Genomic DNA, 25319 nt, shown 5'->3' on the forward strand with positions numbered 1-25319 from the left:
AATTGGATCTACACCCCCAACACCGCATACGTAATATCTGAATATTCCATCTCCATCGACCTACCCGGAAACATATGTGGGCCACGGCATATAGGATATCTCCACCGCGTCGGGTCACAAGGCAAAGCCTTGTTCGGCTGAGGTCGTCCGCTTCGCGTCCAACCCGCCTCCGCGCCGGAGTCGCCCTCCCGCACCCCATAATTAGAAAAATATGTGATACATTGAAGATTTATTCTGAAAAGTAAGTGACTCGCGAGAGAGTTTATCATGGCTTTTGAAAAATGCTTAGGGGCATTCATTATGTGGCATTTCCACTAACTGTCAAATTCAGGCTTTAGAACATCCCAAAAAGTTTAGTGATGGTTAAATTTTTAAATCCTTATTCTTGTAAACAATAAAACATACGCTAAGAGAGATCATACAAACACAGAAAATAATAATGAACGCAATTGTTTGATCAATAGCATAATAGAGATCCTGGTTAATAAAGATCTGACTGAAAACCATATTCAAGATTATACTTGTATCTGAAAGAGTGATTTCAAACAAAGAGGAGATCATCATAAATGGTGATAAATAACCCAGATTTTCAAGACCCGATGGAAAGGTTATCCCAAATAAAAACGGGTGTCGAAGGTTTGGAAGAAGACTGATAATCCCGGCTATATACGTGCCGGACACGATTAATAATGAAGTGCCTGATGTGTGTTTATTATTTGACTTTAAAGCTGAAATCATAAATCCAACTGCCATAAAAACAAGCCCAATTACAAAAGTGCATAGAAAGAGGTTTCCAATCTCAGCGAATAATTTTTCAAATGAGAGAGAGGGAAGTATGACTAAATGGTAGGTCATCAGACAGACAAAACCGACAATTGTCAGAATTATTGCATATGATAGAACAGCAGTAATAATTTTTGTAAATACAATGCTTGATCTTGAAATCGGTTGTGCATAAATATATTCAATAGTTCCCTTTGCTTCTTCTTTAATAAGTGATCTGGAACCTGCTTTTATTGCATATAATGCCAGTGACAGATTAATTGCGACAAGCATGATCATCGAGAGATAACCCAGAGTAATATCTATCAGATTATCCATCAATATCAATTGAGCTGCAAGAATAATTGAAAGAAATACACTCCAGAGAATTATTGGTTTAGTGTATGAACGCATCTCAATCATAAACAGTGTTAAGTTCATAATTTATCCCCATCATCATAGTATTTTATATATTCTCCCTCTAATGAGTTATTTTCAATAATTATATCTGACATTTCAATGCAAGATACTGTTTTGATGAGTGTTGACAGTTCACCCGTGTATGAGAATTTTACTGAGTTGTCATTATCTGAAATAATTGTAACATTAAGTCTCTCAAGAATTTCACGATTTAAATTTTCAGCGGTAATCGTTACAATCTTTTTGTTTGTAATAGCTGTATCAAGTCTTTGCTCGTTAATGATTTTCCCATTTTTAATAAATCCTGTAACAGTACAGTGATCACGTATTTCTGCTAAATTATGGCTGGATAAAAATACAGTTGCACCTTTTTTTGCAGCCTCTTCGAGCATTTCGAATAGACGGATCTGGATAAGCGGATCTAAACCGCTTGTTGGTTCGTCTAAGATTATTATTTTAGGTTCGTGAATTAATGCAGTTGCTAAGGCAACTTTCTTTCTGTTTCCAAGTGACAGTTCCTTAAATTTTTTGTTTTTGTCAAGATCCAATCTATTGCATATCGTGTCAATTCTACTGTAGTTTTTGTTACGGTGAAAACGAAGGGTATTTTTCAGGATCTGATCTGTTGTCATGTTAGGAAAAAATCTTACGTCTGACGGAGCATAACCAAGGCTTCGTTTAATCACATGGGATTTTTTGAATACATCTTTTTCAAAAACAGTGGCAGTACCGCTAGTTGGTTTTATTAGGTTTAATATCAGTTTAATGAAGGTTGACTTTCCAGCACCATTTGGTCCGACAAATCCGAATATGTCTCCCTCTCCAACATTGAGTGAAACTGAAGATATTCCACATGTTTTTCCATAATTTTTGGAGAGAGATTGTGTTTCAATTATATTTGTCATGTTTTTCAGATGAGTGATATAGATTTTTAGGCAATTAACTTTTTGTTTGAATTGAATGATATTTTGTAACTATTCTTCCCTTTATTTCATCCAAAAGTTTAGTGCCGCCTTTTCCCGGGAAGGAAACCCATTTTTTTGCTATCCGTAAGGATCAAACCGGATTTTTATTCATGTGAGAACAGATAAAATGATGCGCGCCGGGATGTCATACCAAACAAATCCTGATATATAATCTCAGCAGAATACAACTCTGAAAAAAAGATGAGTTCGGGAAGGTTTATTCAGCCGGAGAAGCTGCAAAAAGCGCCCGGTATGCCGCTTCTTTGATCAGCGCGGCCGGCAGATCCTCGAATATCTCCCCGCCGAACCCGACCGCCCGGCAGCAGGTGCTTTCTCCTGCAAGCTCCCCGCAGGAGGGGCAGTCCGTCGTCACGACCGACGCGGAAAGCAGGCTCTCCAGCAGAACGCCGTTCATCCTGATCTCATTCGACTCCGCGATCCTGGTCTTGTCAAGCAGCGTCTCCGTCAGATTGATCTTCACGCCGGCAGGAGAAAACTCGGCACGCAGCTCATCAACGGCAGCATGAAGCGCTTCTCCCGTTTTTCCGCACCGCTCGCAGGTCGCCTCGCCGACAGCGAAATGCTTCCACTCGATCTCCAGCCGTTTTATCCGCGGGATCCTCATCGGGACGCCTCCAAAACAGCGGCAACGACCTTGCCGATCTCCGCAAACTGCACGTCAGCCATACCGTTCTTCGTGATCCCGAGCTCGGTTGCGATCAGATGGGAGTCGGGGGTGAATCCTGCTTCGGCAAGTTTTTTTGCCCCGCAGCAGTCCGTACAGCCGTCAAGAACGATCACGCGTTTTGCCTCGGCGATCTCGTCGGCAGACACGCCGCCGTTCTGCTGCGCACGCACCCAGACATAATCTCCCGGTCTCTTCTGCATCAGAGAAAGGGCCGCCTGGGTCGTCAGCTTTCCGGTATTCGAAATACCCGAACAGGTTATCAGCGTGACCGGCACGTTCTGCTCCTTTCCCTCACTCGCAGGATCCGCCGCATCCGCAGGTGCAGGAATGGCCGCGTTTCTTCGGCTCTTCCGTGCGGCCTTCCCCCTTCCAGCAGGCGGCAACGATGTTCTCCACATCGTCATCCGTGTACGACCTGGAAGGACCTTTGGTGATGCCGTGATCAGTCACGACGATGTGCTGACCAACGACCACGCCGTGGCATTCGGCCATTTTTGCAACGCAGTTCATATGACATCCGTCAAGCACGACGACTTCTTCGGCATTTTTCGCCTTGGCGATCAGTCCTTCATTTCCCGTTCCAAGCAGCGAAGCGCAGACGACCTTCCCGTATCCTTCATCCGCCAGCTGAAGAGCGGCGAGATTGGTGATCTGGCCGGTGTTCGCCTGGCCTGCGCACGGGATAATGATCTTTGCGGCAGTCGTCTGACTGCAGGAGCATACAGGTTTTTCCGTCATGATCATCTCACACCGTTAACATTGCTTTGATCTCTTTTACATCCGGAACCCGGCCTTCGGCGGCGATCTCGTCATCGATGATCAGCGCAGGCGTCATCATGACGCCGCGTTCGGTTATCTCGTCGAGCTTCTCGATCTTTACCAGATCGACGGTGATGTTCAGTTCTTTTATTGCCTGTTCGGTGTTAGCGAAAAGCCGTTTGCATTTCGCACACCCGGTTCCCAGTACTTCGATTTTTGTCATGTCAGCTCCAAAGGATATTCAACTTTTTTTGTATTAGATGTTTGTGACAGTGCAGCCTACGGGAAGAATATCCCAAAGAGGAATCCCGCGATCGTCGCAAAACCGACCACGAGGCAGGTGTACACCAGCGTTTTTTTTGCACCGATCAGCCGGTAGATTACCAGCAGACTCGGGAGACTGGTCGTCGGCCCGGTGAGGAGGAGGGAGAGTGCCGGACCTTTTGCCATGGCGCCGGTGAGGTAGCCGAGCGTTGTTCCGATCACCGGCACTTCCAGGAGCGTCGGGATGTAGAGGATCATGCCGACGACGGAGGCAAGAAACGTCGATCCTAGCGTGGTCTCGCCGAAGTACGGTCTGAAGAACTCGGCCGGCAGGAAGAAGGAAAGGACGCCGAGCGCGAAGGTGCCGATGATGAGGATCGGGAAGATCTTTTTGGTGAGATCCCAGATCTCCAGTCCCCAGTCGGTGACTTCGTTACGGGTGAAGTAGTAGATGAGGAGGAGGGCGATCCCGATCGAAAGGGCATACACGATCCCAAGACGGATGAAGGCGTCAAGCGCCGAGGTGCCGACGAGGAGGATCGAAACGAGCATGACGAAGAAGAGCGGGACGACCCATTTGGGGCGGACCGATTCCTGGGCCAGAGCGGCTTTTCGTGCGGCGCCGAAGGTTTTCTTCGTCTCGGTGTCGTGCGCGGGGAAGAGCTTCATCATGATCAGACCGATCAGGATGGAGATCCCTATGGCAAATACGGCACGGGCAATGCCGATGTCCAGACCAAGGACCTGGGCTGTGTAGACGATCGCAAGGATGTTGATCGCGGGACCGGCGACGAGGAACGTTATTGCCGGGCCAAGGCCGCTGCCTTTTTTGAGGATGCCGGCAAACATCGGCAGGATCGTGCAGCTGCAGACGGCAAGTACGGTCCCCGATACGGACGCGATCCCGTAGGATACGGTCTTTTTGGTTTCCGGGCTGAAATACTTCAGGATGGCGTCTTTTCTGATGAAGGCGGCGATCGCGCCGGCGATGAAAAAGGCAGGGATAAGACAGGTCACGACATGTTCGGAAAGGTAGCCGATCAGGGTTTCCCACCCGAGAAGGAGTGAGCCGAGGAGTATGTCAATCATTGTTTTTGTGCCTCAGGGTAAGTCATTTCAATTTTTGTTGAATCAATTATTATCGGACAAAAGATATATAGTTATGCATTTCATAATAATTTGAAATAGATGACCGATACGCTGCTGCCTGCCGGAGAAAATGCCGGAGATGATGAGTTTGAGGTCCGGTGCGGGATCCCGGATGTGATCAGAGATGATCTTGTGCAGATCGGGGGTATCGCCGGGCTGCGTGCCCGTCTGCCGCCGGCAGAGCGTATCGGCGAGATCAGTGCGACGCATCATGCGCTTTCGGATCCGGTTAGGGTGGCGATTCTGCATCTCCTTTCTGTTCAGCCGCTGTGTGTGTGCGTGATCCGGGAGTGTATGGGGATCTCCGGGTCGAAGTTGTCGTATCATCTGAATATTTTGCGGGAGAACGGGCTGATCGTGTCAGAGCAGCAGGGCAACTGGATGATCTACCGGATAACAGAGAGGGGGGGCATGTTCGCGGAGGCGGGGTGAGCCGTTAGGCTCGCCCTTAGCTGAGCAAGGCTGAGCGAAGCGAAGATGTGCGACCAAGTTTTCGGAGGAAACTTGCGAGTGCCCCGAAGGGGCGAAGCCTCCTCGTGCATCTGTGATCGTTTATCGCCCTCCCTCCCTGGGGAACAGGATCGAATTTGTTCAAGTGGAATTTTTTGGATGTACTTTAGTTTCGTGTACTGGATTCTTCGGATGTAAACATCATCACACTAAATTCACGAAAACAATCACAAAAACACGAAAACCAATAAGGTTAGGTTATAGGCAAATTTATGTAGTACCCTCCCCCGTCCCCCAACACAAAAAAGCACAAATTCGCAAACCTTCGGTTTGCTCGGCTAAGGTCGGCCGCTTTCAGCGTCCAACCCGCCAACGAAATGCACGAAAAGGGGGACAGGGGTGGAGGAATGGAAAGAAATCAAGTGCGAACATCAGGAAATGTATGGTTGGTTTTTCTCTTGCGTCCACACTTACAAGCCACCTACTTTTCAAATTATTTCTCACACCCCCAATCCTTTTTTTGATCTGGGGTGCGGGGCCGCGACTCCGGCGCGGAGTATCCTATTTTTTGGGCCCCTATACGTTGCGTGCAAGCCAAAGGCTTGCGTGCCGCCTCAAGCGGGCAAAGCCCGCTTGGGCTTTCAAAGTAGTTCGTCAGGAGTGAAGAATTCAGATAAAACTTGCTTTCAGGATAGTTTGCGATCCGGCGCGGAGGCGGGGTGAGCCGTCAAGCGAGGGCTGGAAGCCCGAAGCGGAGAGCAAACCGAAGGTTTGAGAACAAGCGAGGGTCGAAGACCCGAGTCGGAGAGCAAACCGAAGGTTTGCGAGCGGGCTGCCACGTAGTGGCGGCCTCAGCGGAGGCGGGTTGGATGCGAAGCAGACAACCTCAGCTAAGCAAACCGAAGGTTTGCGATCAAATCTTTGATTTGAGAACAAGCGAGGGCTGGAAGCCCGAAGCGGAGAGCAAACCGTAGGTTTGCGATCAAATCTTTGATTTGAGAACAAGCGAGGGTCGAAGACCCGAGTCGGAGAGCAAGTCGACAGACTTGCGAACAAGCGAGGGCTGGAAGCCCGAAGCGGAGAGCAAACCGTAGGTTTGAGAACAAGCGAGGGCTGGAAGCCCGAAGCGGAGAGCAAGTCGACAGACTTGCGAACGCGGGCCGGAGATGCGATGCGCATGATGATTCGGATATTCACTATGTGTTAAGGGATTAAAGCAATCCCTTTTCGCGGTAGATATTTGCAATCCCCTCATGCTCAATTTTACATGAAATCATCTCAAGGAAATCCGCTTTGGAGATGTGAAGCTGAGCTGCCATCTGTGCCTGAAGGAAATCAGTGAGTTCCTGATCATTATGACTCATGTGAGTTTTTACAGCGGCAATTTCCCCATTATCCTCAAAGTAATATCGCGGATGCTTCTGCCTGCCGGATTCCATGATGAAACCCTTTCTCTTCATAGCTTTCTTTACTGTCTCTGCCTTCAATACTGCCATGAGATCACATCCACACGGCATCTTTAAAGCGTTCGCCGCGGGCCTTTGCAGCTGGAGAGAGGTTCAGAGCAGGGTTGTTGAATAATTCGAATCCATCAGAAAACTGTAGTTGCGCTTCTTCAATAGCCTCTTTGACGTTTGGAGATGAAACAAGGATCGAGTATTCTGTATTTGCCAGTTGGATATAGCCGTTTTCTGCAATATTCAATGTTAACGGCAAGGGTTTTTTCAGCTTTTTGATCTCTTCGCCAATGAATACTGATTGGAGAAATATAACGCCATACTCTTCTCCTTTGTCTCCAATCTCTACGGTATCCAGGAGAATATTAAGCACATCGTCGTAGGTCTGATGTTCACGTTTACGAGAGAGGATGCGCTGTTTTGTTTTTGGGTAAACGGGCATCTGTGTCCGTTTTTTGTCGCCATCTATCGCCTGCATGATCGTATCTGATAATGGGAAGGGGAAGATAATAGGTTTTGCTGTCATGGAATGGTCGATACGATTGGTTCTCCGTTTAGAGGCGGGGACCTTTAGGTTCCTCAGCTGAGGCGGGCTGCCACGTAGTGGCGGCCTCAGCGGAGCAAGGCTTTGCCTTGCGAGTCGGCCCGCGGTGGAGATGTCCTCTTTTGCCGGGGTCGCTATTTGTTTCCAATATGCCAGAGCAAAAACAATAAAACAATAATACATGTCACCGTAAATGTCACGGTAAATATTGGCCAATCTGCTATCTGGCGGTAAGATCATCTATACGGGTGCGGATTGTCTAACGGTTTTTACGCAGCTCAAATATTTGCCGTGCGGATTTGGTGAACGGGCATGCCGGCTTTGTCTTACGAGTGGGGCGAAGCCTTCGCGTCAGGGGTGTCTTTGTGATCTGAAGAGAATCGTTTCATCCTCCAGAAATCCTGTGGTGAATTTTGCAAAATCAGGATCATACCAAATATTGATATCATTTTTGGTATGAGGTCATAAAATTCCATACTGCGTATTTTTGCTCTTAGCAGAAGTCCTTCATCATAACCGACTATCTCATTAGCCGTATTCACCAGCATATGCAGCTTGATCGTGCTGTCAAAACCAGACAGATGAGATAATAAGCAATACTGCGAGGATGCGTTTTTTTGGTTATTCAACAGTGATGTTCGCGAAAATGACAGTTATTAGCCCTTAGGCAGCTTACTTCTTATCTCTATTCAGGATCCTGATCAGGAATACATAGAGATCTTCAATATCTGTATTTGCGACGGTCCAAACTACCTCAGGATCTATGCGAAAATACTGATGGAACATAACGTTTCGAAAATCCTTGATCTCCTGCCAGGGTATTTCATCATGTTCTTTTTTGAACTCCTTGGAAATATGGGTGGTTGCCTCTCCGATGATCTCCAGAGAATGGACAACAAGATCCAATTTGTCTTCATCCAGAAAGAATGCCTCTTTTTTGACCGAACTGGTAATTTTTCGTATTTTTTCACAGCGCTGAAGCATGTGGTCCAGATAGATATACTCGGATTTCATGCCTCTGCCTTTTTTGCTTCAAACAGTATCATATCGCGTTCTATGTAGGGGCGAAGTGACGGTGCCAGCCATCGTACGGGAACTAAATCGACCGTTCTTCCAAACAGATTTTCCAGATATTGTTTGAAAGCGAAAAATTCCCGAAGAGGGACCCCGCCTGTTTTGAATGCATACAATACATCGACATCTGAGTCGGGCGTGTCTTCTTCCCGACTCACGGAGCCGAAGATCCCGATCGTTTCAATGCCGAAACGCTCGCGTATCTCCGGAAGGTTTGCCTCTAATTTCGTGAGTACCTCCTTTTTGATGCTTGCGTATTCGGACATGATACAGGTATATGGTACTTTGTCGGTGGATGGTAATGAGGTTTTGCCTGCCTCAGGTATGGCATGCTTTTAATGGAAATAATAAACTATGTACAAACGTGTTTGATCAAAGATGAAAGATACTACGATTTTTTTACGTGCAACTCCTGCAGAGTTCAGGCAAAAGATATATGTGAGTTTGAATCTTAATGAATACATATAGATCAGGAGGTGCAGCATATGATACGAAGAGGTAAAGCATCCCGCAGAATATATGAAATCACGGATAAAAATCTCAAAATGACAGTACATGATGCAGTCCCAAAGCGGGGCACCGGTGATACAGGCGGATCTGCAGGTTTGGCGGATACACACGCAGCGCGGGTGATATGTATCACAAAGCCGCAGCTATCCAGAGCGTCTTTGGGAATCTGTGCAGCGATATCTCAGGAGAATATGACCTTCAGCACAGATTATCATACAATAGATGCAGTTTTAATGAAGATGACGCAAAAAACTGCTGATGTGCTTAATTTGAACAATTCATGAACTATTTTTGTACCTATTCGCTCCATTATGTCTTTTAGGATGAGTGGCTGCAGATTCTTTTAATGGGACTTACGCGGTGTGCTTTCTCACAATACATACGTTCTATTTGAAAAGGGAGTGCAGATTGAAGAAAGGAATGCACAGATCGAACGATCCATATCCATACTGAAACTGGGCATTTTTCACTTCCCGCAAGCCCCCGTCTCCCTTTTATTTTAGAGAGATGACACTCCTCCGAATATCACCCAGGGAATAAACTCATAACATCCAACAACTAATTAACACATATCGACGAGATGACTGAATACGAAAGCATCAAAGAGGACGTCCTCGCAAAACTGGAAGCACATCTCCCTGAACTGCGTGAACGGTTTGGAATTGAAACGATCGGGATCTTCGGCTCAGTTTCGCGGGGTGAGGACAGGCCTGAATCGGACGTTGATGTACTCTATACCTTCAGACCGGGAGAATCGACACTTGCCAATCTGGTTTCCCTGGGCGCTTATCTGGAAGATCTCTTCGGACGGAAAGTCGACCTGATTGCAGAACGCTCTCTCAGCCCCTATATACGATCTGAAGTCATCGCAGAAGTGGTAATGATATGAAAACAGATAAAATGTTCATGCTCCACATTCGTGATGAGATACTCTTTCTGGAAGAGAACACAAAAGGTCTGACCTTTGAAAAACTCGACACGGATAAAGTAGTTCAGCACTTTGTGCAAAAGTCGCTCGAGATCATTGGAGAGGCAAGCAAAAAACTCTCGGATGAACAAAAAGCACGATGCCCTGCAATCTCATGGAAGAGCGTATCCGGGATGCGGGATCGGCTGACCCATGGCTATTTTGATATTAACTGGGAAATTGTCTGGAATGTTCTGCAAAATGACATACAGCCGCTGAAAAAGTGCATCATGAAAATAATTTCGGCAAATGGATGGGAGTAAGAGTTATTATCCCCGCTTTCGCGTTATACAAAAGCACGGGAACCTGAATAGAGCCGTAATCAGATCCAAAATATCATATATGCATAGATTTTGGATATTCCTTCAGACGTTTCCGCAAAATATTTTTCGAAAGCCTTGCAGTACTCACTCATGTTCTATGGCTTTGGAGAATGGGAGGGATATCAATCGTATTTCTTCTGCAGGATATTTAGCAGCATCCAATCTACCGAATGGATTCTAAAATAATCAGCCTTGGAGATCGCACGTATCTGATGGAGAAAAACTATTATGTTACACCCCCTAGTATTTTGTATCATGCAGACGATGGATGCTGAACAAAAAAAATCCGTTATGGTATCTGCCGAAGTTCATCAGCGGATTGTTGCTCTTCGGAAAGGGGATCAAACGTATGGAGATGTTGTGGCGTCATCGATTCAGGCATTGGAGGAGTTGGTCTTTGCGTATGGGGGTATGGGTACATTGTCGGTTGAACTTACTTCTCTTGGTCGATATACGATACATAAGCCTATCCAATTCCAACTTTCCTATGATATCGATAATGCGGTGTGGTGTCTTAAAAATGATGAACTCGCTTTGAACGGGTATGGTTCGACCTATCAGAGGACAATTGAGTGTTTGGAGGAGTGCGTTGAGGGGCATGTTCTCTTCTTTACCGAGTTTCCCGATAGTAAGCATACCGATGACGGACTCCGGATAAAGAGTAAGCTGCAGGAGTACATCGATTTTGATCAGGTTCTCTCCTATCTGAATGAGCGGGACGGCGAGAGTTGAATGCCGGTAAAAAAAGATGATTTTGCCCGTGCTGCAATCCGAAAAGGATTTTGCGAGAAGCGAAGCGGTCATCACATCTATTACCGATATGAAACACCCGGGGGTCGGTTGAGCCCGTATATTCATACGCATATCAGTCATGGAGGCGGAAATGCTCTTTCAGATGCTCTCCTTTCAGAAATGACGCATCAAATGAAATTTGATAAAAAAGCTGATTTGATGGCGTTTATCGATTGTACGTTCTCTAAAGAAAAATATCTCGTTCATCTGAAAACTAAGGGATTGATTGAGTAAAACCTCATCCCTATCTATTATTTTTAGTATCTGTCCGCTGTCGTATTGCGCCCAAGCGAGGGTCGAAGACCCGAGTCGGAGAGCAAACCGAAGGTTTGCGAGCGGGCTGACCCGAAGGGGCGGCCTCAGCGGAGGCGGATCGACGGCGCAGCCGGCGATCTTAGCTGAGCAAACAGAATGTTTGCGATCAAGTCGACAGACTTGAGAACAAGCGAGGGTCGTAGACCCGAGTCGGAGAGCAAGTCGACAGACTTGCGAACCCCCCTTCCCGGTGAACAGGATCGAATTTGTTTAAGCGGGATTTTTTGGATGTACTTCGGTTTCATGTACGGCATACGTGCGGACGCATGAGAATTCCACCGCGAATCATTATGCTTCGCTTTGCTCTCCGACTCGGGCATTTTGTCCGCGGGTATCATATTGTTGACGTCAACAAACTGATGTGATACTCTCCATTTTACTGATTCAAACGAAAATTTCGCGGTATTCCCGCCCGGCCAAAAATCCCGCATCCATGCCAAATATCTGACTTCGAACTATCCGGTTAAACCGGACAGTTGGGATTTCATTTAAAAGATTATCTATTTTCATTACACTCACTATCTTTGCTGGAATCAGATTTAGGGATATATACTAGCTTTTTTAGCACATCTTCCAACTCATCTTCATCCTGCGCAGTTTCCCGCTCCAGCTCCCGTGCCTCGAACACCTCGAACTCCCGGGATGCCTTACTCTTCGCCCGCTCCATCGAAACCTTCCCGGCACTCGTAAGAATACTCATATCATTCAGCCGCAGAATCGCCTCCAGCTTCACCTCCCAGTCATGCATCGTCATAACCTTCCTGGAACGTGCCTGCTGCTCCGCATACTCCAGAAACTGATTCACCAGTGAATTCATCGTCGTAATCTCCTCGCTCGAAAGATAATTCTTCGCCGTCAAAACATCAGCCAGACGAATCTTCCCGTTTGGACTCTCCTTCCATGTCGAAAGCCCCATATGCGGCAGATCGGCATTCGCCCGCAAAACCATGATCTCCGCCGCCGTATGACCGTGAACCGCAAAATGGATCTTATTCTGCACCGCTGCAAAAAACTTCTTCGCAGCAGGATGATTCTTATCATAATCCACACTCAGCGCGTAAATATCCCGAACCTTCAGATACAACCGCTTCTCTGACGCACGAATCGCACGAATCCGCTCAAGCAGCTCATCGAAATAATCCTGACCAAACCCTGCCGGCTCCTTCAAACGCTCATCATCAAGAACGAACCCTTTCACCACATACTCCTGCAAAAGCTTCGTTGCCCACTTCCTAAACTGCGTCCCGCGGGCAGACCTCGCACGATATCCTACCGCCAAAATCATCTCCAGATTATAGCAGACGATCGAACGGACGACCGACCGACCGCCCTCATCCTGCTCCACATCAAAAACCCGGGTGACTCTCTCCGGCTCAAGCTCACCCTCCTCGAAAATATTCGCGATATGTTCACTCACCGTCTTTGGCGACCTATCATACAAATCAGCAATCAAACGCTGAGATAGCCACACCGACCCCTCATACAGTCGAACCTGAACACGCGTATTCCCCCCGTCCGTATTATACAGCAGAAACTCAGATAGCTCCTCGGCAGGGGCGAGACCCTTTCCGCTCATACATCCGCCCCAAGCTCCGAAAGAAAACCTGTCAGCCTCTTCTCTGTTTTTGCGAGATCTCCCTCAAGAACCCTGACCAACGCTTTCAGATAGGTCACTTCATCGAGCAGGCCCCAGGAGCGCAGGAGCCTCTCTTCTATTATCTCACCTTCCTTCATCAGCTCAAGCTGGTTTTTCCGATTTTCTTTCCCATTTGTATAGAGTCTGCCTGAATATACATTTTTTTTGAAAAAGAGCGGCTTTGGTTGTTCCAGAAGTGTTTTGGGAATATCATTCATCATATCTGACCTCCTGTCCGGGTATCTCCGAACATATAATCAATCTATGATTTAACGCAATATAAATACCTGACCGCGCGGTGGCGGGGCGAGCCGATAGGCTCGCCCTTAGCCAAGCAAATCTCTGATTTGCGACTGCGGGCTGACCCGAAGGGGCGGCCTCAGCGGAGGCGGATCGACGGCGCAGCCGGTGATCTTAGCGGAGGCGGGGACCTTTAGGTCCCTCAGCCGAGCAAACAGAATGTTTGCGACCAAATCTCTGATTTGCGAGCCCGACGCGGTAGAGTATCTCTATTTTCGAGACCCCTACACGATTCCAGGTAGTTCATCTTCATCTGCAGCAGAACATACCATATCTGAAATGAGTGATTGCCATGAGAATGAAGACCGAGCAGGGAGTGAGAATGGGAGATTAAAAAAAAGCGTTGGTTTGGTGGGTTTAGAGGGGGTTTAGTTTAGAGTGGACACATGAGATGGGTAATAGATATTCGATACCTCCACTTTCAGGTCACCGGAGCACAAACCCAAAGTGGAGGGGGGCCGGTTTCCCGGCCTTCACTTTCTTTCCCGTTTCCGGCGCTCTTCCTCAAGTTCCTCTTCGCGCCATTTGTTCATTTCCTTAATAACGATGCGGCGCTGGAGTTCGGACGGTTTGATGCCTTCCTTTTTTGCATGGCGGTAGAACCATTCCTTGTTTTTCATCGGGATCCTGGTTGAGATCCGGCCGTTGTATTCGACGGGCGTTTCCATGATGACCTGGCTCATTTTGAGACAGATCTTCGTATGCGGACTTGAGTTCAGGTTGGAGCCTGACTCTTCCATTTTTTCATTACTTTTTTCAGTCATTAGAATTCCTTGCCTTTTGATCGGCATGGCTGTTCTACGTCGATGCATGCCGGTTGACCCAGCGGCATACCTTTTCCTGCTGACCCGGGAGAGGAGCTAAAGCGTCCTCTTCCGGGATTTTTCCGTTGACCGGCACGATTCCCATGCCTGGTGTTCACCGGGCTGATGAAAAAGGCTTGAGGGTTCACCCGTGGCAGAGGGGATAGTAAGGTAATGCGGGATCCCATGCTCCTAGCAACTCGCCGTCCAATAGGACTCGTGCTCGGGCTAGTCCAGGCTGTTTTTCACTTGCCTGATGTTGTTAATAATTGGTGTGTTTTTGAAGTATTTAATGGTTGTTTTTGACGTATTATGTGTATTTCTCGATCATTTGTCTGTTTTGTTGTTGAGTTATGCTGTTGAATTATATAAACCCCTGACCGCGCGGTGCGATAGTGCCCCGGGTTTTTGCAGTAAGGCGGTGGTCATTGGGAGGGGAGGGGGTTATGGATGGTAAAATTTTTGTTATCGTATATAGGGTTTTTGGTTTTTTGAGAGGTGTGTTTTTTTGGGTGTTATTTCGTGCCGGAAGGAGGAGCGCGGGGGCGGGCCGTCCCTTTAGGGGCGGCCTCAGCCGAGGCGGGGACCTTTAGGTCCCTCAGCCGAGCAAACCGAAGGTTTGCGAGTGGGTTGGACGCTGAAAGCGGACAACCTTAGCTGAGGCGGATCGACGGCGCAGCCGGCGATCTTAGCTGAGCAAACAGAATGTTTGCGATCAAGTCGATAGACTTGCGAACGGGTGTACTGCGGAAAAGGGGGCGTTATCCTCACCCCTAACGCGAGCCAGGGGGCGAAGCCTTCTCATACACCCTCCGTCGTATCCCGCCCATCATCTCCTACACGTAGACGAACCAGGGGGCGCAGCATCCGCATACACCCGCGGTCGTATTGCGCCCACCATCTCCTACACGTAGACGAATTAAGGGGCGCAGCTTCCTCGTGAATCTGTGATCATGTACCGCCCACCTTCCCCCCTTAGGCGAGCAAGCGAGGGTCGAAGACCCGAGTCGGAGAGCAAATCTTAGATTTGCGAACCCTGAAGGGGCGAAGCCTTCTCATACACCCGCTGTCGTATTGCGCCCCCTATTTTCTTCGGGTGTGCTGCGGAGAAGGGGCGAGCCTTCTCATACACCCTCCTTCGTTTATCGCCCCCCACCCTGGAGAACAGGATCGAATTTGTTCAAGTGGGATTTTTTGGATGTACTTTGGTTTCGTGTACTGGATTCTTCGGATGTAAACATCATCACACAAAATTCACGAAAATAATCACAAAAACACGAAAAAAAGAAAATTCAGTTGGGTGTTGATCCATATCGTACCCTCCCCCGTCCCCCAACACCAAAACCCACAAAATTCAACGAAAATCACCAAAAGGGGGACAGGGGTGGAGGAATGGGAAGTATCAAAGTGTGAATTATGGAAAATGTATTGTTGATTGTTTCTCTTGCGTCCACACTCCCAAATTACTTCCCTTTCAAAATACATCTCAAATATCCCATTTTCTTTTCTGAACCGGGGTGCGGGGCCGCGACTCCGGCGCGGAGCGGCCCGCGGTGGAGTATCCTATTTCTGGGGCCCATATACGTTTCAAAGTAGTTCGTCAGGAGCGAATCACATTTCCCAATTTCTTTTCTTGACATGGCATGGAGCGAAGCGAAAGGGACTTGCGATCCGGCGCGGAGGCGGATCGACGGCATAGCCGGCGATCTTAGCTGAGCAAGGCTTTGCCTTGCGAGTCGGCCCGCGGTGGGAATATCCTATTTGCCGCTTTTGCTCCCGAGGGGCGAAGCCTCCGTGTACATCCGCGGTCGTATTGCGCCCCCTATTTTCCTCCCCTTAGGCGAACCAGGGGGCGCAGCATCCGCTTACCCTTATGGAAGCCAAGGGCGAGCCTTCTCATACACCCTCCTTCGTTTATCGCCCCCCCACCCTGGGGAACAGGATTGAATTTGTTCAAGTGGGATTTTTTGGATGTACTTTGGTTTCGTGTACTGGATTCTTCGGATGTAAACATCATCACACAAAATTCACGAAAATAATCACAAAAACACGAAAAAAAAGAAAATTCAATTGGGTGTTGATCCATATCGTACCCTCCCCCGTCCCCCAACACCAAAACCCACAAAATTCAACGAAAATCACCAAAGGGGGGACAGGGGCGGAGCAATGAAGGTTTTTTTTTGCTTTTAGAGAATGAGAGAGAATCTCTCGTCTATTTTTTGGGGTGCGGGGACGCGACTTCGGCGCGGAGCGTCCCGCGGTGGAGTATCCTATTTGCCGAGGCCCCTATATGTTTCCAGGTAGTTCATCAGGAGTGAATCACATCTCCCAATCCCTTTTCTCTAAACTGGGGCGCTGCGGGCCCGCAGTGGATCATCCTCTTTGCCTCAACCCCGGCCTGCTTCCCGTGGGTCCGCGGCTGCAATTCGCCCTTGCAACCACCCAAAGCTGCTCATCTATAATAGCACTCGCCCAAGCCCCCGTTATCCGAGCGCGTGCCGGAAGAAGAGGCGGGCTTTTCGTCAGAGAAGGAGGAGGAGGGATCGCGGCGTGGATCTTTGAGATTCAGTTGCTCTTATTTTTCTTCGGAAGATATTCTTTTAACGTGTCTGTAATGTAGGTGAAACTCTCCAGTTTAAACAATCTTGCAAGTCCGAAATACACAAGAATGCCCAGCGGAATCTGAATCAGCAGCGACATTATATCTGACAATTCGAGGAAGAGGACGCTGTAAACGACTCCTGCCATAATCAACGATATAAGCAGTGCCGGCATCAGGTCTTTCCACTGCTGAAGAAAACTGTAGTCCAGCAGTTTTTTATTCGGGTATGCATTGATGAATGTTCCTATAACTCCTGTAAAGATCATGCCAATTGCTATTGCATAGATTCCGATCGGAATAGTAATTATAAGGATAGTGACGCCTATGATTTTTTTGACGATTTCCAATTTCAGGAACACATCGCTTCTGCCAATGCCGTTTATTGCCTGGAGATTTACTGTGTGGATGGGCCACAATGCATAGACGCAGCAGAATATCTGAAGGAATGGAACGCACATCAGCCACTTATCTGTTAAGAGAAGTGTTACCAAAGGTTCGGCTGCTGCAGCTAGCATAGCCATTGCAGGGAAGACGACAAATGAGCTTGTTTTTAATGCTCTCCGCATTATTTGTTTGACGGTGTATTTGTCATCCTGATGTTTTGCATATGCAGGAAGCATTACTGCCTGAATGGTACCGTTGAGTCCGTTTGCAATGTAGTTCGGATATTCATTCCCTTTTGAGTAATAGCCAAGCATTGTTGTTGAGAATGCTTTTCCTACAATTAATACACTCAGGTTGTTGTACACGATATCAATCATGCCGGAAACTAAAAGTTTCCACCCGAATGAAAAAAGTCCTTTGACTTTTTTTATTGAAAAGAGGAGTTTTGGTCTCCACTTTACAACAAATCCCATTACGATGCAGCTCGCGATGATGGCTGAGAGCTGCTGACCTGCCAGTGCCCAAACACCGTAGCCGAGGAATGCCATTGAGATCCCGATTACTCCAGATGCGGATGTTGAGAGTAAACTGCACCCAAAGAGTTTTTTGAATTGAAAGTTTCGTGCTATTACCGCATTTTGTATTGAGTTGATTGCTCCGAAGAATAAGGTAAGTCCAAGTACCCGCAGGACCGGAATTATGAGGGGTTCGTTGTAGAATGCAGATATGGCAGGGGCTGTGAGAAAGAGTATCGTATAGAACACAGCAGCGATCAGCAGGCTTATGTAGAAAACGGATGATGTATCGGTATCGTCTATTTCTTTTTTCTGGATCAATGCAGTGTTTAGTCCGCTGTTTACGAAGCACTGCGAAATGGTGATGAATACGATGATCAATGCGATGATACCGTAATCAGACGGGAGCAGTAAGCGTGCCAGGAGAATCTGGACTATCAGTTGTATTCCGTAGACCGCTCCCGTCTGCATTCCTTTCCAGAGGAGGGAGGAGAGTACGGTTGTTTTGAAGTTGGATTCTGCCATGGGATATGTATCTTTGTTATTTGGTCTGATGTATTGTCTATATTATATATGGGTGATTGCTCTTGTGATATGTGTTTTTATCAGATGTTTGTATTTTTCAGGTCGTCAAGCCATTTCCGATTATCAAGATACCACCTTATCGTCTTCACAATACCCTCAGCAAACATAGTTTCAGGCTCCCAACCAAGGTCATGACCGATTTTATCAGCATCGATCGCATACCTCCGGTCATGCCCCTTTCTGTCAGTAACATAGGTGATGAGAGACTCATCGATCCCTGAATCGTAGGTATCATGCAGATAGCCGATAACCAACTTTACAATATCGATATTGGTCTTCTCATTATGACCGCCGATGTTATAGATCTCTCCTGAAGGAGCGTTATGCAGAACCATATCGATCGCACGACAGTGATCCTCAACATAGAGCCAGTCACGAATGTTCATCCCGTCACCGTAGACGGGGAGCGGCTTCTTTTCCAGACAGTTCGTGATAAGAAGAGGGATCAGTTTCTCCGGATACTGATATGGCCCATAGTTGTTGGAACACCGGGTGATATTTGCCGGGAACCTGTGGGTGTCGATGTAGGATTTGACCATCAGATCAGCCGATGCCTTGGATGCGGAATAAGGAGAGTGCGGATCGAGTGGTGTAACCTCAGTGAAGTATCCTGTTTCGCCAAGTGAGCCGTAGACTTCATCGGTCGAGACCTGGAGATATTTGACACCTTCACGATAGGTTTCGCCTGCTTCCCAGGCACGTTTTGCCGCATCGATCAGTGTGAGCGTTCCTAGGACATTAGATCTCACGAACTCATCCGCTGATTCGATCGAACGATCGACATGACTTTCCGCAGCGAAATGGACCACGTAATATATTTCGTATTGTTGGAAAAGGTCATTGACTAAGTGTTTGTCACAGATATCACCTTTGACAAAAACATAATTGCGCAGATATTCGATATCTCTGAGGTTTTCAGGATTGCCTGCATAGGTGAGTTTATCCAGATTGATGATGCGGATCGAATCCCCGTACTTCTCAAACATGTAATGGATGAAATTTGCTCCGATGAAACCGCAACCTCCGGTAACGAGATATGTTTTCATAAAAATCCCTTCTGTTTGTCCTCTAAGAGCGAAAGGATGTACTGGCCGTATGCAGTCTGCTTCTGCTCTTCACCAAGTCTTTGCAGCTGGGCATCATTGATGAAGCCACGGCGCCATGCGATCTCTTCGATACAGGAGATGTAGTATCCCTGCCGCTCCTGGACGATCTCAACATATTTACCTGCAAGCAACATGTTTTTCGGGGTTCCTGTATCGAGCCATGCCATACCGCGCCCCATAATGGCAACATGGAGGCGCCCCCGGCGCAGGTATTCATTATTGACTGATGTTATCTCGATCTCACCGCGCGCAGATGGTTTGACATTTTTTGCGATCTCCACAACATCATTGTCATAGAAGTAAAGACCGGGAACGGCATATTTGGATCTTGGTTTCGCCGGTTTTTCCTCGATGGAGATGACTTTTCCGGATGCATCATATTCGACAACACCGAACTCTGAGGGATTCGAAACCGGATAGCCGAATATCGTTGCTCCGGACGTATTCTTTTTGGCTGTTTCGAGAATTGTAGTAAATCCCTGACCGTAGAAAACATTGTCGCCGAGGATCAGACAGACGCTGGCATCGCCGATAAATTCTTCGCCCAAAATGAAGGCTTCCGCAAGGCCGTTGGGTGCACCCTGGATCTTATAGGTGAAGGATACGCCGATCTTTGAGCCGTCGCCCAACAGCAGTTTGTAGGACTCGATGTCTTCAGGTGTCGAGATGATGAGTATCTCTCTGATACCTGCAAGGAGGAGAGTGGACAACGGATAATACACCATCGGCTTGTCGTAGATGGGGAGCAGCTGTTTTGATACGGCGATGGTGATCGGGTAAAGGCGGGTGCCGTGTCCGCCTGCGAGAATGATGCCTTTCATTGTTTCCTCAGTTTAGTTGTATAATAATCGTTTTCTAAATAAAGGAGATTTTGTTTTCTATCCTTGATTTTACGAATAGGAATTCCAACATATATACCCCATGGATCTGTTGACCTATTAACTAAACTCATTGCCCCTATTGCGGTTCCTTCTTCAAGCGTTATATTTGGAAGAACAATACAACCAGCACCAATTATTGAATGCTTTTTCAGAGTAACCTTTCCTCCAGTAACATGAGTATATTCTTCTGGAACCATGGGATTTGTCATACATGAGCCAGAATAATCGTCGGTAGCAGAATAGATAATATTTCTCCCGGATACGGTGGTGAAATCACATAACTCAATCCCAAATTTACCATATAATGCGGTATAGGCAGATATATGGATATTATCGTGTATCTGAATATGACCACTAAGGATACAAAAATCATCTATTCTAACATTATTGCCAATCTGAATTAATTCTGGAGAATAAATTGATGATTTTTTACTAATCATGACGTTGGAACCAAATAATTCCAATCCCAATTCATTTAATTCATTCTGTGAATAAAAATTAGACATCATACTCACTTAATGTGCCAGTAATGCGCTTATCTTATCAACAATACTAACATCCATCGTATCATACAGCGGCAAACAGATCACTTTCATACTAACATCTTTTGCAACTGAATCATTTGGAAACCCAGACTTTCCTTTATAGCAGGAGTATTCAGTAACTATCGGGTAAAAGTATTTTCGTGCATAAATTTCATTTTCTGCAAGCTTATCACACACCTGATCACGTGTCAACTCATACTCCTCTTCAATAAGAATAGGATAATAGGCATAATTCGATTTTACATTCTTTGGACGTGCAAGTACTCTGACACCCTCAACACCCTGCAGCAGTTCAGTGTATCTGTCACACAATATTTTACGAATGCCGATATTCTGATCAACGTATTTCAGATTTGCCACACCCATTGCTGCCTGAAACTCACTCATCTTTGCATTAGTTCCCACATCAATATAATCATCGTTTCCTTCCATCCCAAAATTCTTAAACTGGTCTGCAGCATCTGTTATGCGCTTATCCGGAGAAATGACTGCGCCCCCCTCTATCGTGTTGAAGACCTTTGTTGCGTGGAAAGAAAGCATCGTTGCATCTCCAAAAGAGGATACTGAGCGGCCAGCGATCTCAACCCCAAATGCATGGGCTGCATCATAGATCACTTTCAGATCATGCTTCTTTGCGATACGGGTGATCTCATCGACATGGCAAGGTGTCCCATATACATGAACCGGCAGAATAGCAGAGGTGTTATCGGTTATGAGTTCCTCGATTTTTGTGGTGTCTATGTTGTAATCATCATAGGAGATATCACAGAAAACCGGTTTGCATCCATTTCGAACGATCGCGTGGGTCGTTGAGGCAAATGTATACGGAGTGGTTATGACTTCGCTTCCTTTTGGGAGATGCGTACAGTGAACCGCAACTTCAAGAGCAGAATGACCATTGGTGAAGAGGGAGATGTTGCTGATGTTGAGGTACTTCTTTAGCTCACCGGCGAGCTGCTGGTGGAGGGGGCCGGAATTGGTGAGCCAGCGGTTTTCCCAGATTTTACTTATGAGAGCGGTGTACTCCTCGAAGGGGGGGAGCGTGGGGCGGGTTACGAGGATGGGAGGCATGATTATAAATATATTTGGCTTCTTTAGAGATTATACTATTTCAAAATCTACTTGTTATTTTGCCAGATTAAACACTCTCGTCCAACATTCAACACCATGTTTCTCACTATAGATTTTTTTTGCCATCATTGAGTTCTCAGCAAGTTCTTCTTTATCTAAGTATGAGAAGTCATTATAACTCATCTCTTGAATCGTATTTATAGAGTGAATATGGAATTTCATTTCATCATAAATCTCCCAGAGAGGACTATCATTATTAAGGTAAATCTTAGCCCCACTCGCTAATAAATATGCGATATTTCCAAGGGCTTGTTGACGGTTATGGTTAAAAATCCCAATATCCATTTCAGAGAGATGTTCGTTGTACTCCTCCGGCGGCATAAATTGATCCAAAACAACCACTTTATCTCCAAAGATCTCTTTTGCTTTGGTCACTACAGTTTTAGCATATTCTGGATTTCCATATGATAGCGGGATGTAAATCTGAAGATTCTCATTTTTATATTTACTTAATAAATCCAATGCTGCCATATGCCGGTTTGTTTCTGTTGCTGAATTTCCAAGGGTGATTTTGAGGGGAGATGTTGTATTCTCCCTTATGTGTAAAGGTGCTATCTCAAATTCTCCCGCTGAGTATAAGGGTTCTACAATCAAATGCTCTGCTTTTGAACCATACCATTTTTGAAGGAGTTTAAAATCAGGAGTGCGGGCAACTACATAGGGGATGTGCCGAACAATACTTTTTTTAAGTGCAAAGAATACTTTACCCATATAGGATAAGGTATTTTTTGTACGATAATCATAAAGATCATAACCCCAGATAACCCACACGGTTTTTGAAAGTAATAAGGGATTGATTAAGAATGATAGGATTGAATAATAGGATAATGAATGACAAATTACTAAATCAGATTTACGTAGCAATTGCCAAATATGTAAGAAATTTATTATACTCCCCATTGATAGGTGGTTGAGAGGAGCTATTTCTACAATATCATTTTTATTGAAAGTATTGGGATATACCACAGTGTTTGAGTGCAAATCATTAGTTGTGGTTATTATTATATGTTTATGTTCAGAATTATCATGATTTTTTGATAAAAAATCCATATAATATCTTAGGAAAATCGATTTAGAAAAAATATGTATTATTTGAATCTTATTATTCATTAACTCCATGTCTACTTACGATTATTAGATTAGAAGTAATAAGTTATATATTGTGCCAATCTATCTCATATGATTAAGGATCATTCTCTAAAATGAGTGTGACAAGTTATCAGTAGTTATATATTTGGCTATCACCATTGTCATAGAAGAGTTTGTAATACCTCATATTGTTCTCAAATAATGCCGTCGTCTCTGGTGATGCGGTTATCTTTTCATATGTAGATTCCACAAATGCACCTTTTGTGTTATATATTTTTAATCCGATTCTATCATATCGCGATTTTGGGAATAGAACATAATGCATAGAACTTATCTCTGGATCCCTCTCTGTAAAGGTCGGAAGCATACTATTAAATCGATAATAACTCTGCCCATATTTCTGAATGCCTGCATTGCTGAAGTAATAACGCGGATATTCACGATTAGTGTGGATCAAGGTGCCACTTGGGATAAATAATGCAATATTTTGAAACAACGCCACATCGCTCTCTTCAAAATAATTTTCAATTGGCGTCAACCCATCAATTTCATAAAATATCTCATTGTCACGAGAATAACCAAGAAATGCTGATGAAATAACCAAAATTATACACAATACAGCAACTACCGACGTGACGATTTTTGTTCTTGACGTATGTTCTGCAATGAAATTAAGCAAAGTTATACAGCCAAAACCCATGATTATGGCAAAGGGTGCAATCAGTATAAGCCGGAATCGATATAGTTGAAATGCCTGAGTTACTGTTGGAAAAATATCAATAACCCCCGGAACAAAAAATATAAAGATAACAAGAATCAGCGGGGCTAATATCATCATTCTATTTCTGAAGGAAATCCGTGTGAGAAGCATATACAATCCCATCAGGATCAGGATAACTAATACCGATGAAGAAATGAGAATCAAAAGACTGTGTAGATCAACAACACCGACCTCTGAGATAATAACTGATGAAACAGTACCGGAATCAATCTGATCAAGCAGTCTTATCTCTATAATTGACACAATATTTGTCAGATAATTATAAATCAAATACAATGTTGGAATGGAGATAAAGATAATTAGCACGCCATAATTGCCGGCAATAATTTTTCTGAAGTACAGGAATGAACCAAAACACAAAAATGCCATTACTACAAAAAACAGGGGCAACTGAGCATGGTGTACCATTGTCATGTATAAAGTAATGCAAACAGCCAGAATCAGTGGAGCAAATTTATGCGCACCCCAGTTCCTGAACAATAGATAGAGGATGATGAAAAACGCCGCAGTTGCCATCACACGCGGCGCAGGTATTAGGAGGGCAGAGAGATACATTGGAGTCAATGAATAGAAAAATGCTGCAAATACCGAGGCACGTTCTGATTTGGTAAATATGCGGGCCAAGAGATATACAACAGGAATTGTACAGATAACCGGGATTGTTGAAACTATATATAATGAGACATTGACCGCAAGAGATGTAAACAGTGAAGATACTGAAATTAGCACATGATATAAGAAAAATGCAGTGTACTGACCAGCTATATCAGCTGGCAGCAGATGCGATGAGAAGGTGATCGCCGAAGCTAAATTAGCATGCGCCAGAAGATCAGTATCTCCATAATAGTATCCTGAGACCAGTAATTGCGGGAGAATTAACAAGGATGTGGCAATGATCAGTTCTGTAATGATTACCCAGCTGCTGAATTTATCACTTAACATCTGAAGAATAATTATACAATAAATCACCAACAACAGGATCAACTGAAGCAATCCGCCGTTTCCTATGACTAACCAGATGATCTGAAGCGATAAAGCAATCAAAAAGAGTTTCAGTAATGTTTTTTGAGAGAGATTAAGTACCCATTTAGATTCGTCACATAGCTGAAATGGTTTTTTCCAGATGATGAGTAAGAGAGAAGTGATAATCAATGGGATAAGAACAGGTGACGCCTTTATCATCACATCCGATCTTCCAAGAATCCCAAAAACAATATAAATGAAAATGGAAGATACTAAAAGGATATGCGGGATGAACCTCAGGATTGAGTGGAGTATGAGTAATAGTGATTGGGATTTCGTCTCTGTCGTCTGCATTGATCATCCAGCCTTGATTTTTATATCTGTATCTATAATGAGAAAATCTTATCTAATCTCATTATTCGCTTTTTGCATCGTTTTCATAACTGAACTGAATAGCCATTATGTTCATGCTCCATCACTTGATTGAGATATATAATACCCACACAATCCTTTTTTTATTATCCACCATCATCTATGTGACCACACAATTATTATGGAG

The 25319-nt window shown here is 45.4% G+C and carries 27 protein-coding genes; 6 read left to right on the forward strand and 21 right to left on the reverse strand.

All coding sequences use genetic code 11. The annotated features are described in order from the left end of the window. Nucleotides 1-363: 363 nt before the first annotated feature. From H575_RS05900 to H575_RS05930, 7 genes are all read right to left on the reverse strand, one after another. Nucleotides 364-1203: an ABC transporter permease subunit gene (locus tag H575_RS05900; protein WP_042699400.1), complete on the reverse strand. Its 840-nt coding sequence runs from the start codon at nucleotides 1201-1203 to the stop codon at nucleotides 364-366. Then, a complete protein-coding gene (locus tag H575_RS05905) occupies nucleotides 1200-2087 on the reverse strand; it encodes an ABC transporter ATP-binding protein (protein WP_042699403.1) in 888 nt (295 codons plus the stop codon). The genes H575_RS05900 and H575_RS05905 overlap by 4 nt, the downstream gene beginning before the upstream one ends. A gap of 277 nt (nucleotides 2088-2364) precedes the next feature. Further along, the gene (locus H575_RS05910; protein ID WP_052319988.1) at nucleotides 2365-2772 is read right to left on the reverse strand and encodes a DUF2703 domain-containing protein; all 408 of its coding nucleotides are present in this window, start codon (nucleotides 2770-2772) and stop codon (nucleotides 2365-2367) included. Continuing rightward, complete coding sequence (locus H575_RS05915; RefSeq protein ID WP_042699406.1) at nucleotides 2769-3110, reverse strand: putative zinc-binding protein; 342 nt, start codon at nucleotides 3108-3110, stop codon at nucleotides 2769-2771. The genes H575_RS05910 and H575_RS05915 overlap by 4 nt, the downstream gene beginning before the upstream one ends. A gap of 16 nt (nucleotides 3111-3126) precedes the next feature. Next, entirely contained in the window at nucleotides 3127-3573 is a 447-nt protein-coding gene (locus tag H575_RS05920) for a putative zinc-binding protein (protein WP_042699490.1), read from the reverse strand. A 7-nt stretch (nucleotides 3574-3580) separates the two neighbouring features. Next, complete coding sequence (locus H575_RS05925) at nucleotides 3581-3817, reverse strand: thioredoxin family protein (RefSeq protein ID WP_042699409.1); 237 nt, start codon at nucleotides 3815-3817, stop codon at nucleotides 3581-3583. Nucleotides 3818-3873: 56 nt separating this feature from the next. Continuing rightward, nucleotides 3874-4947 carry a permease gene (locus tag H575_RS05930; protein ID WP_042699412.1) on the reverse strand — a complete coding sequence of 358 codons (1074 nt, stop codon included), beginning with the start codon at nucleotides 4945-4947 and terminating at the stop codon, nucleotides 3874-3876. 99 nt (nucleotides 4948-5046) lie between these two features. On the opposite strand from H575_RS05930, the gene H575_RS05935 reads away from it, so the two are divergent. Further along, nucleotides 5047-5439, forward strand: a complete 393-nt coding sequence (locus H575_RS05935) for an ArsR/SmtB family transcription factor (protein WP_042699415.1) — start codon at nucleotides 5047-5049, stop codon at nucleotides 5437-5439. Nucleotides 5440-6668: 1229 nt separating this feature from the next. Here H575_RS05935 and H575_RS05940 read toward each other — a convergent pair. From H575_RS05940 to H575_RS05960, 4 genes are all read right to left on the reverse strand, one after another. Continuing rightward, nucleotides 6669-6953 carry a hypothetical protein gene (locus tag H575_RS05940; protein ID WP_042699417.1) on the reverse strand — a complete coding sequence of 95 codons (285 nt, stop codon included), beginning with the start codon at nucleotides 6951-6953 and terminating at the stop codon, nucleotides 6669-6671. Between the two features lie 4 nt (nucleotides 6954-6957). Next, the gene (locus tag H575_RS05945) at nucleotides 6958-7698 is read right to left on the reverse strand and encodes a hypothetical protein (RefSeq protein ID WP_155897858.1); all 741 of its coding nucleotides are present in this window, start codon (nucleotides 7696-7698) and stop codon (nucleotides 6958-6960) included. Between the two features lie 432 nt (nucleotides 7699-8130). Further along, on the reverse strand, nucleotides 8131-8472 hold the full coding sequence (locus H575_RS05955) for a HepT-like ribonuclease domain-containing protein (protein ID WP_042699425.1): 342 nt from the start codon (nucleotides 8470-8472) through the stop codon (nucleotides 8131-8133). Further along, nucleotides 8469-8798 (reverse strand): nucleotidyltransferase family protein, encoded by a 330-nt coding sequence (locus tag H575_RS05960; RefSeq protein WP_042699427.1) that lies wholly within the window; start codon nucleotides 8796-8798, stop codon nucleotides 8469-8471. Before H575_RS05960 ends, H575_RS05955 begins: the two co-directional genes overlap by 4 nt. A 219-nt stretch (nucleotides 8799-9017) precedes the next feature. Between H575_RS05960 and H575_RS05965 the strand changes: the two genes are divergently transcribed. The 5 genes from H575_RS05965 to H575_RS05985 all read left to right on the forward strand — a co-directional run bounded on the left by H575_RS05965 (nucleotide 9018) and on the right by H575_RS05985 (nucleotide 11358). Then, nucleotides 9018-9326, forward strand: coding sequence for a hypothetical protein (locus H575_RS05965; protein WP_042699430.1), 309 nt, complete (start codon nucleotides 9018-9020; stop codon nucleotides 9324-9326). A 296-nt stretch (nucleotides 9327-9622) separates the two neighbouring features. Then, entirely contained in the window at nucleotides 9623-9931 is a 309-nt protein-coding gene (locus H575_RS05970) for a nucleotidyltransferase family protein (protein ID WP_042699433.1), read from the forward strand. Further along, entirely contained in the window at nucleotides 9928-10272 is a 345-nt protein-coding gene (locus tag H575_RS05975) for a HepT-like ribonuclease domain-containing protein (protein ID WP_042699436.1), read from the forward strand. The genes H575_RS05970 and H575_RS05975 overlap by 4 nt, the downstream gene beginning before the upstream one ends. 288 nt (nucleotides 10273-10560) lie before the next feature. Next, on the forward strand, nucleotides 10561-11064 hold the full coding sequence (locus H575_RS05980; protein WP_042699438.1) for a hypothetical protein: 504 nt from the start codon (nucleotides 10561-10563) through the stop codon (nucleotides 11062-11064). Continuing rightward, nucleotides 11065-11358: a hypothetical protein gene (locus tag H575_RS05985; RefSeq protein WP_042699441.1), complete on the forward strand. Its 294-nt coding sequence runs from the start codon at nucleotides 11065-11067 to the stop codon at nucleotides 11356-11358. Nucleotides 11359-11935: 577 nt separating this feature from the next. On the opposite strand, the gene H575_RS05995 is transcribed toward H575_RS05985, so the two are convergent. The 10 genes from H575_RS05995 to H575_RS06040 all read right to left on the reverse strand — a co-directional run bounded on the left by H575_RS05995 (nucleotide 11936) and on the right by H575_RS06040 (nucleotide 25114). After that, nucleotides 11936-13015: a virulence RhuM family protein gene (locus tag H575_RS05995; RefSeq protein ID WP_042699447.1), complete on the reverse strand. Its 1080-nt coding sequence runs from the start codon at nucleotides 13013-13015 to the stop codon at nucleotides 11936-11938. After that, on the reverse strand, nucleotides 13012-13296 hold the full coding sequence (locus H575_RS06000; protein ID WP_042699450.1) for a hypothetical protein: 285 nt from the start codon (nucleotides 13294-13296) through the stop codon (nucleotides 13012-13014). The genes H575_RS05995 and H575_RS06000 overlap by 4 nt, the downstream gene beginning before the upstream one ends. Before the next feature lie 552 nt (nucleotides 13297-13848). Beyond that, nucleotides 13849-14139: a hypothetical protein gene (locus tag H575_RS06005; RefSeq protein ID WP_042699453.1), complete on the reverse strand. Its 291-nt coding sequence runs from the start codon at nucleotides 14137-14139 to the stop codon at nucleotides 13849-13851. Nucleotides 14140-16743: 2604 nt separating this feature from the next. Then, entirely contained in the window at nucleotides 16744-18204 is a 1461-nt protein-coding gene (locus H575_RS06010) for a lipopolysaccharide biosynthesis protein (RefSeq protein WP_042699457.1), read from the reverse strand. An 80-nt stretch (nucleotides 18205-18284) separates the two neighbouring features. Then, entirely contained in the window at nucleotides 18285-19310 is a 1026-nt protein-coding gene (gene rfbB / locus H575_RS06015; RefSeq protein ID WP_042699460.1) for a dTDP-glucose 4,6-dehydratase, read from the reverse strand. Further along, a complete protein-coding gene (gene rfbA / locus H575_RS06020; protein ID WP_042699464.1) occupies nucleotides 19307-20191 on the reverse strand; it encodes a glucose-1-phosphate thymidylyltransferase RfbA in 885 nt (294 codons plus the stop codon). Before rfbA ends, rfbB begins: the two co-directional genes overlap by 4 nt. Beyond that, nucleotides 20188-20760: an acyltransferase gene (locus tag H575_RS06025; RefSeq protein WP_211213862.1), complete on the reverse strand. Its 573-nt coding sequence runs from the start codon at nucleotides 20758-20760 to the stop codon at nucleotides 20188-20190. The genes rfbA and H575_RS06025 overlap by 4 nt, the downstream gene beginning before the upstream one ends. 6 nt (nucleotides 20761-20766) lie before the next feature. Then, nucleotides 20767-21867, reverse strand: a complete 1101-nt coding sequence (locus tag H575_RS06030; protein WP_042699468.1) for a DegT/DnrJ/EryC1/StrS family aminotransferase — start codon at nucleotides 21865-21867, stop codon at nucleotides 20767-20769. Between the two features lie 54 nt (nucleotides 21868-21921). Then, the gene (locus H575_RS06035) at nucleotides 21922-22977 is read right to left on the reverse strand and encodes a TDP-N-acetylfucosamine:lipid II N-acetylfucosaminyltransferase (protein WP_162139404.1); all 1056 of its coding nucleotides are present in this window, start codon (nucleotides 22975-22977) and stop codon (nucleotides 21922-21924) included. A gap of 169 nt (nucleotides 22978-23146) precedes the next feature. Then, nucleotides 23147-25114, reverse strand: coding sequence for a hypothetical protein (locus H575_RS06040; RefSeq protein ID WP_042699472.1), 1968 nt, complete (start codon nucleotides 25112-25114; stop codon nucleotides 23147-23149). Nucleotides 25115-25319: the final 205 nt, after the last annotated feature.

The organism is Methanocorpusculum bavaricum DSM 4179 (genome assembly GCF_000430905.1).
In the GTDB taxonomy this organism is placed as follows: domain Archaea; phylum Halobacteriota; class Methanomicrobia; order Methanomicrobiales; family Methanocorpusculaceae; genus Methanocorpusculum; species Methanocorpusculum parvum.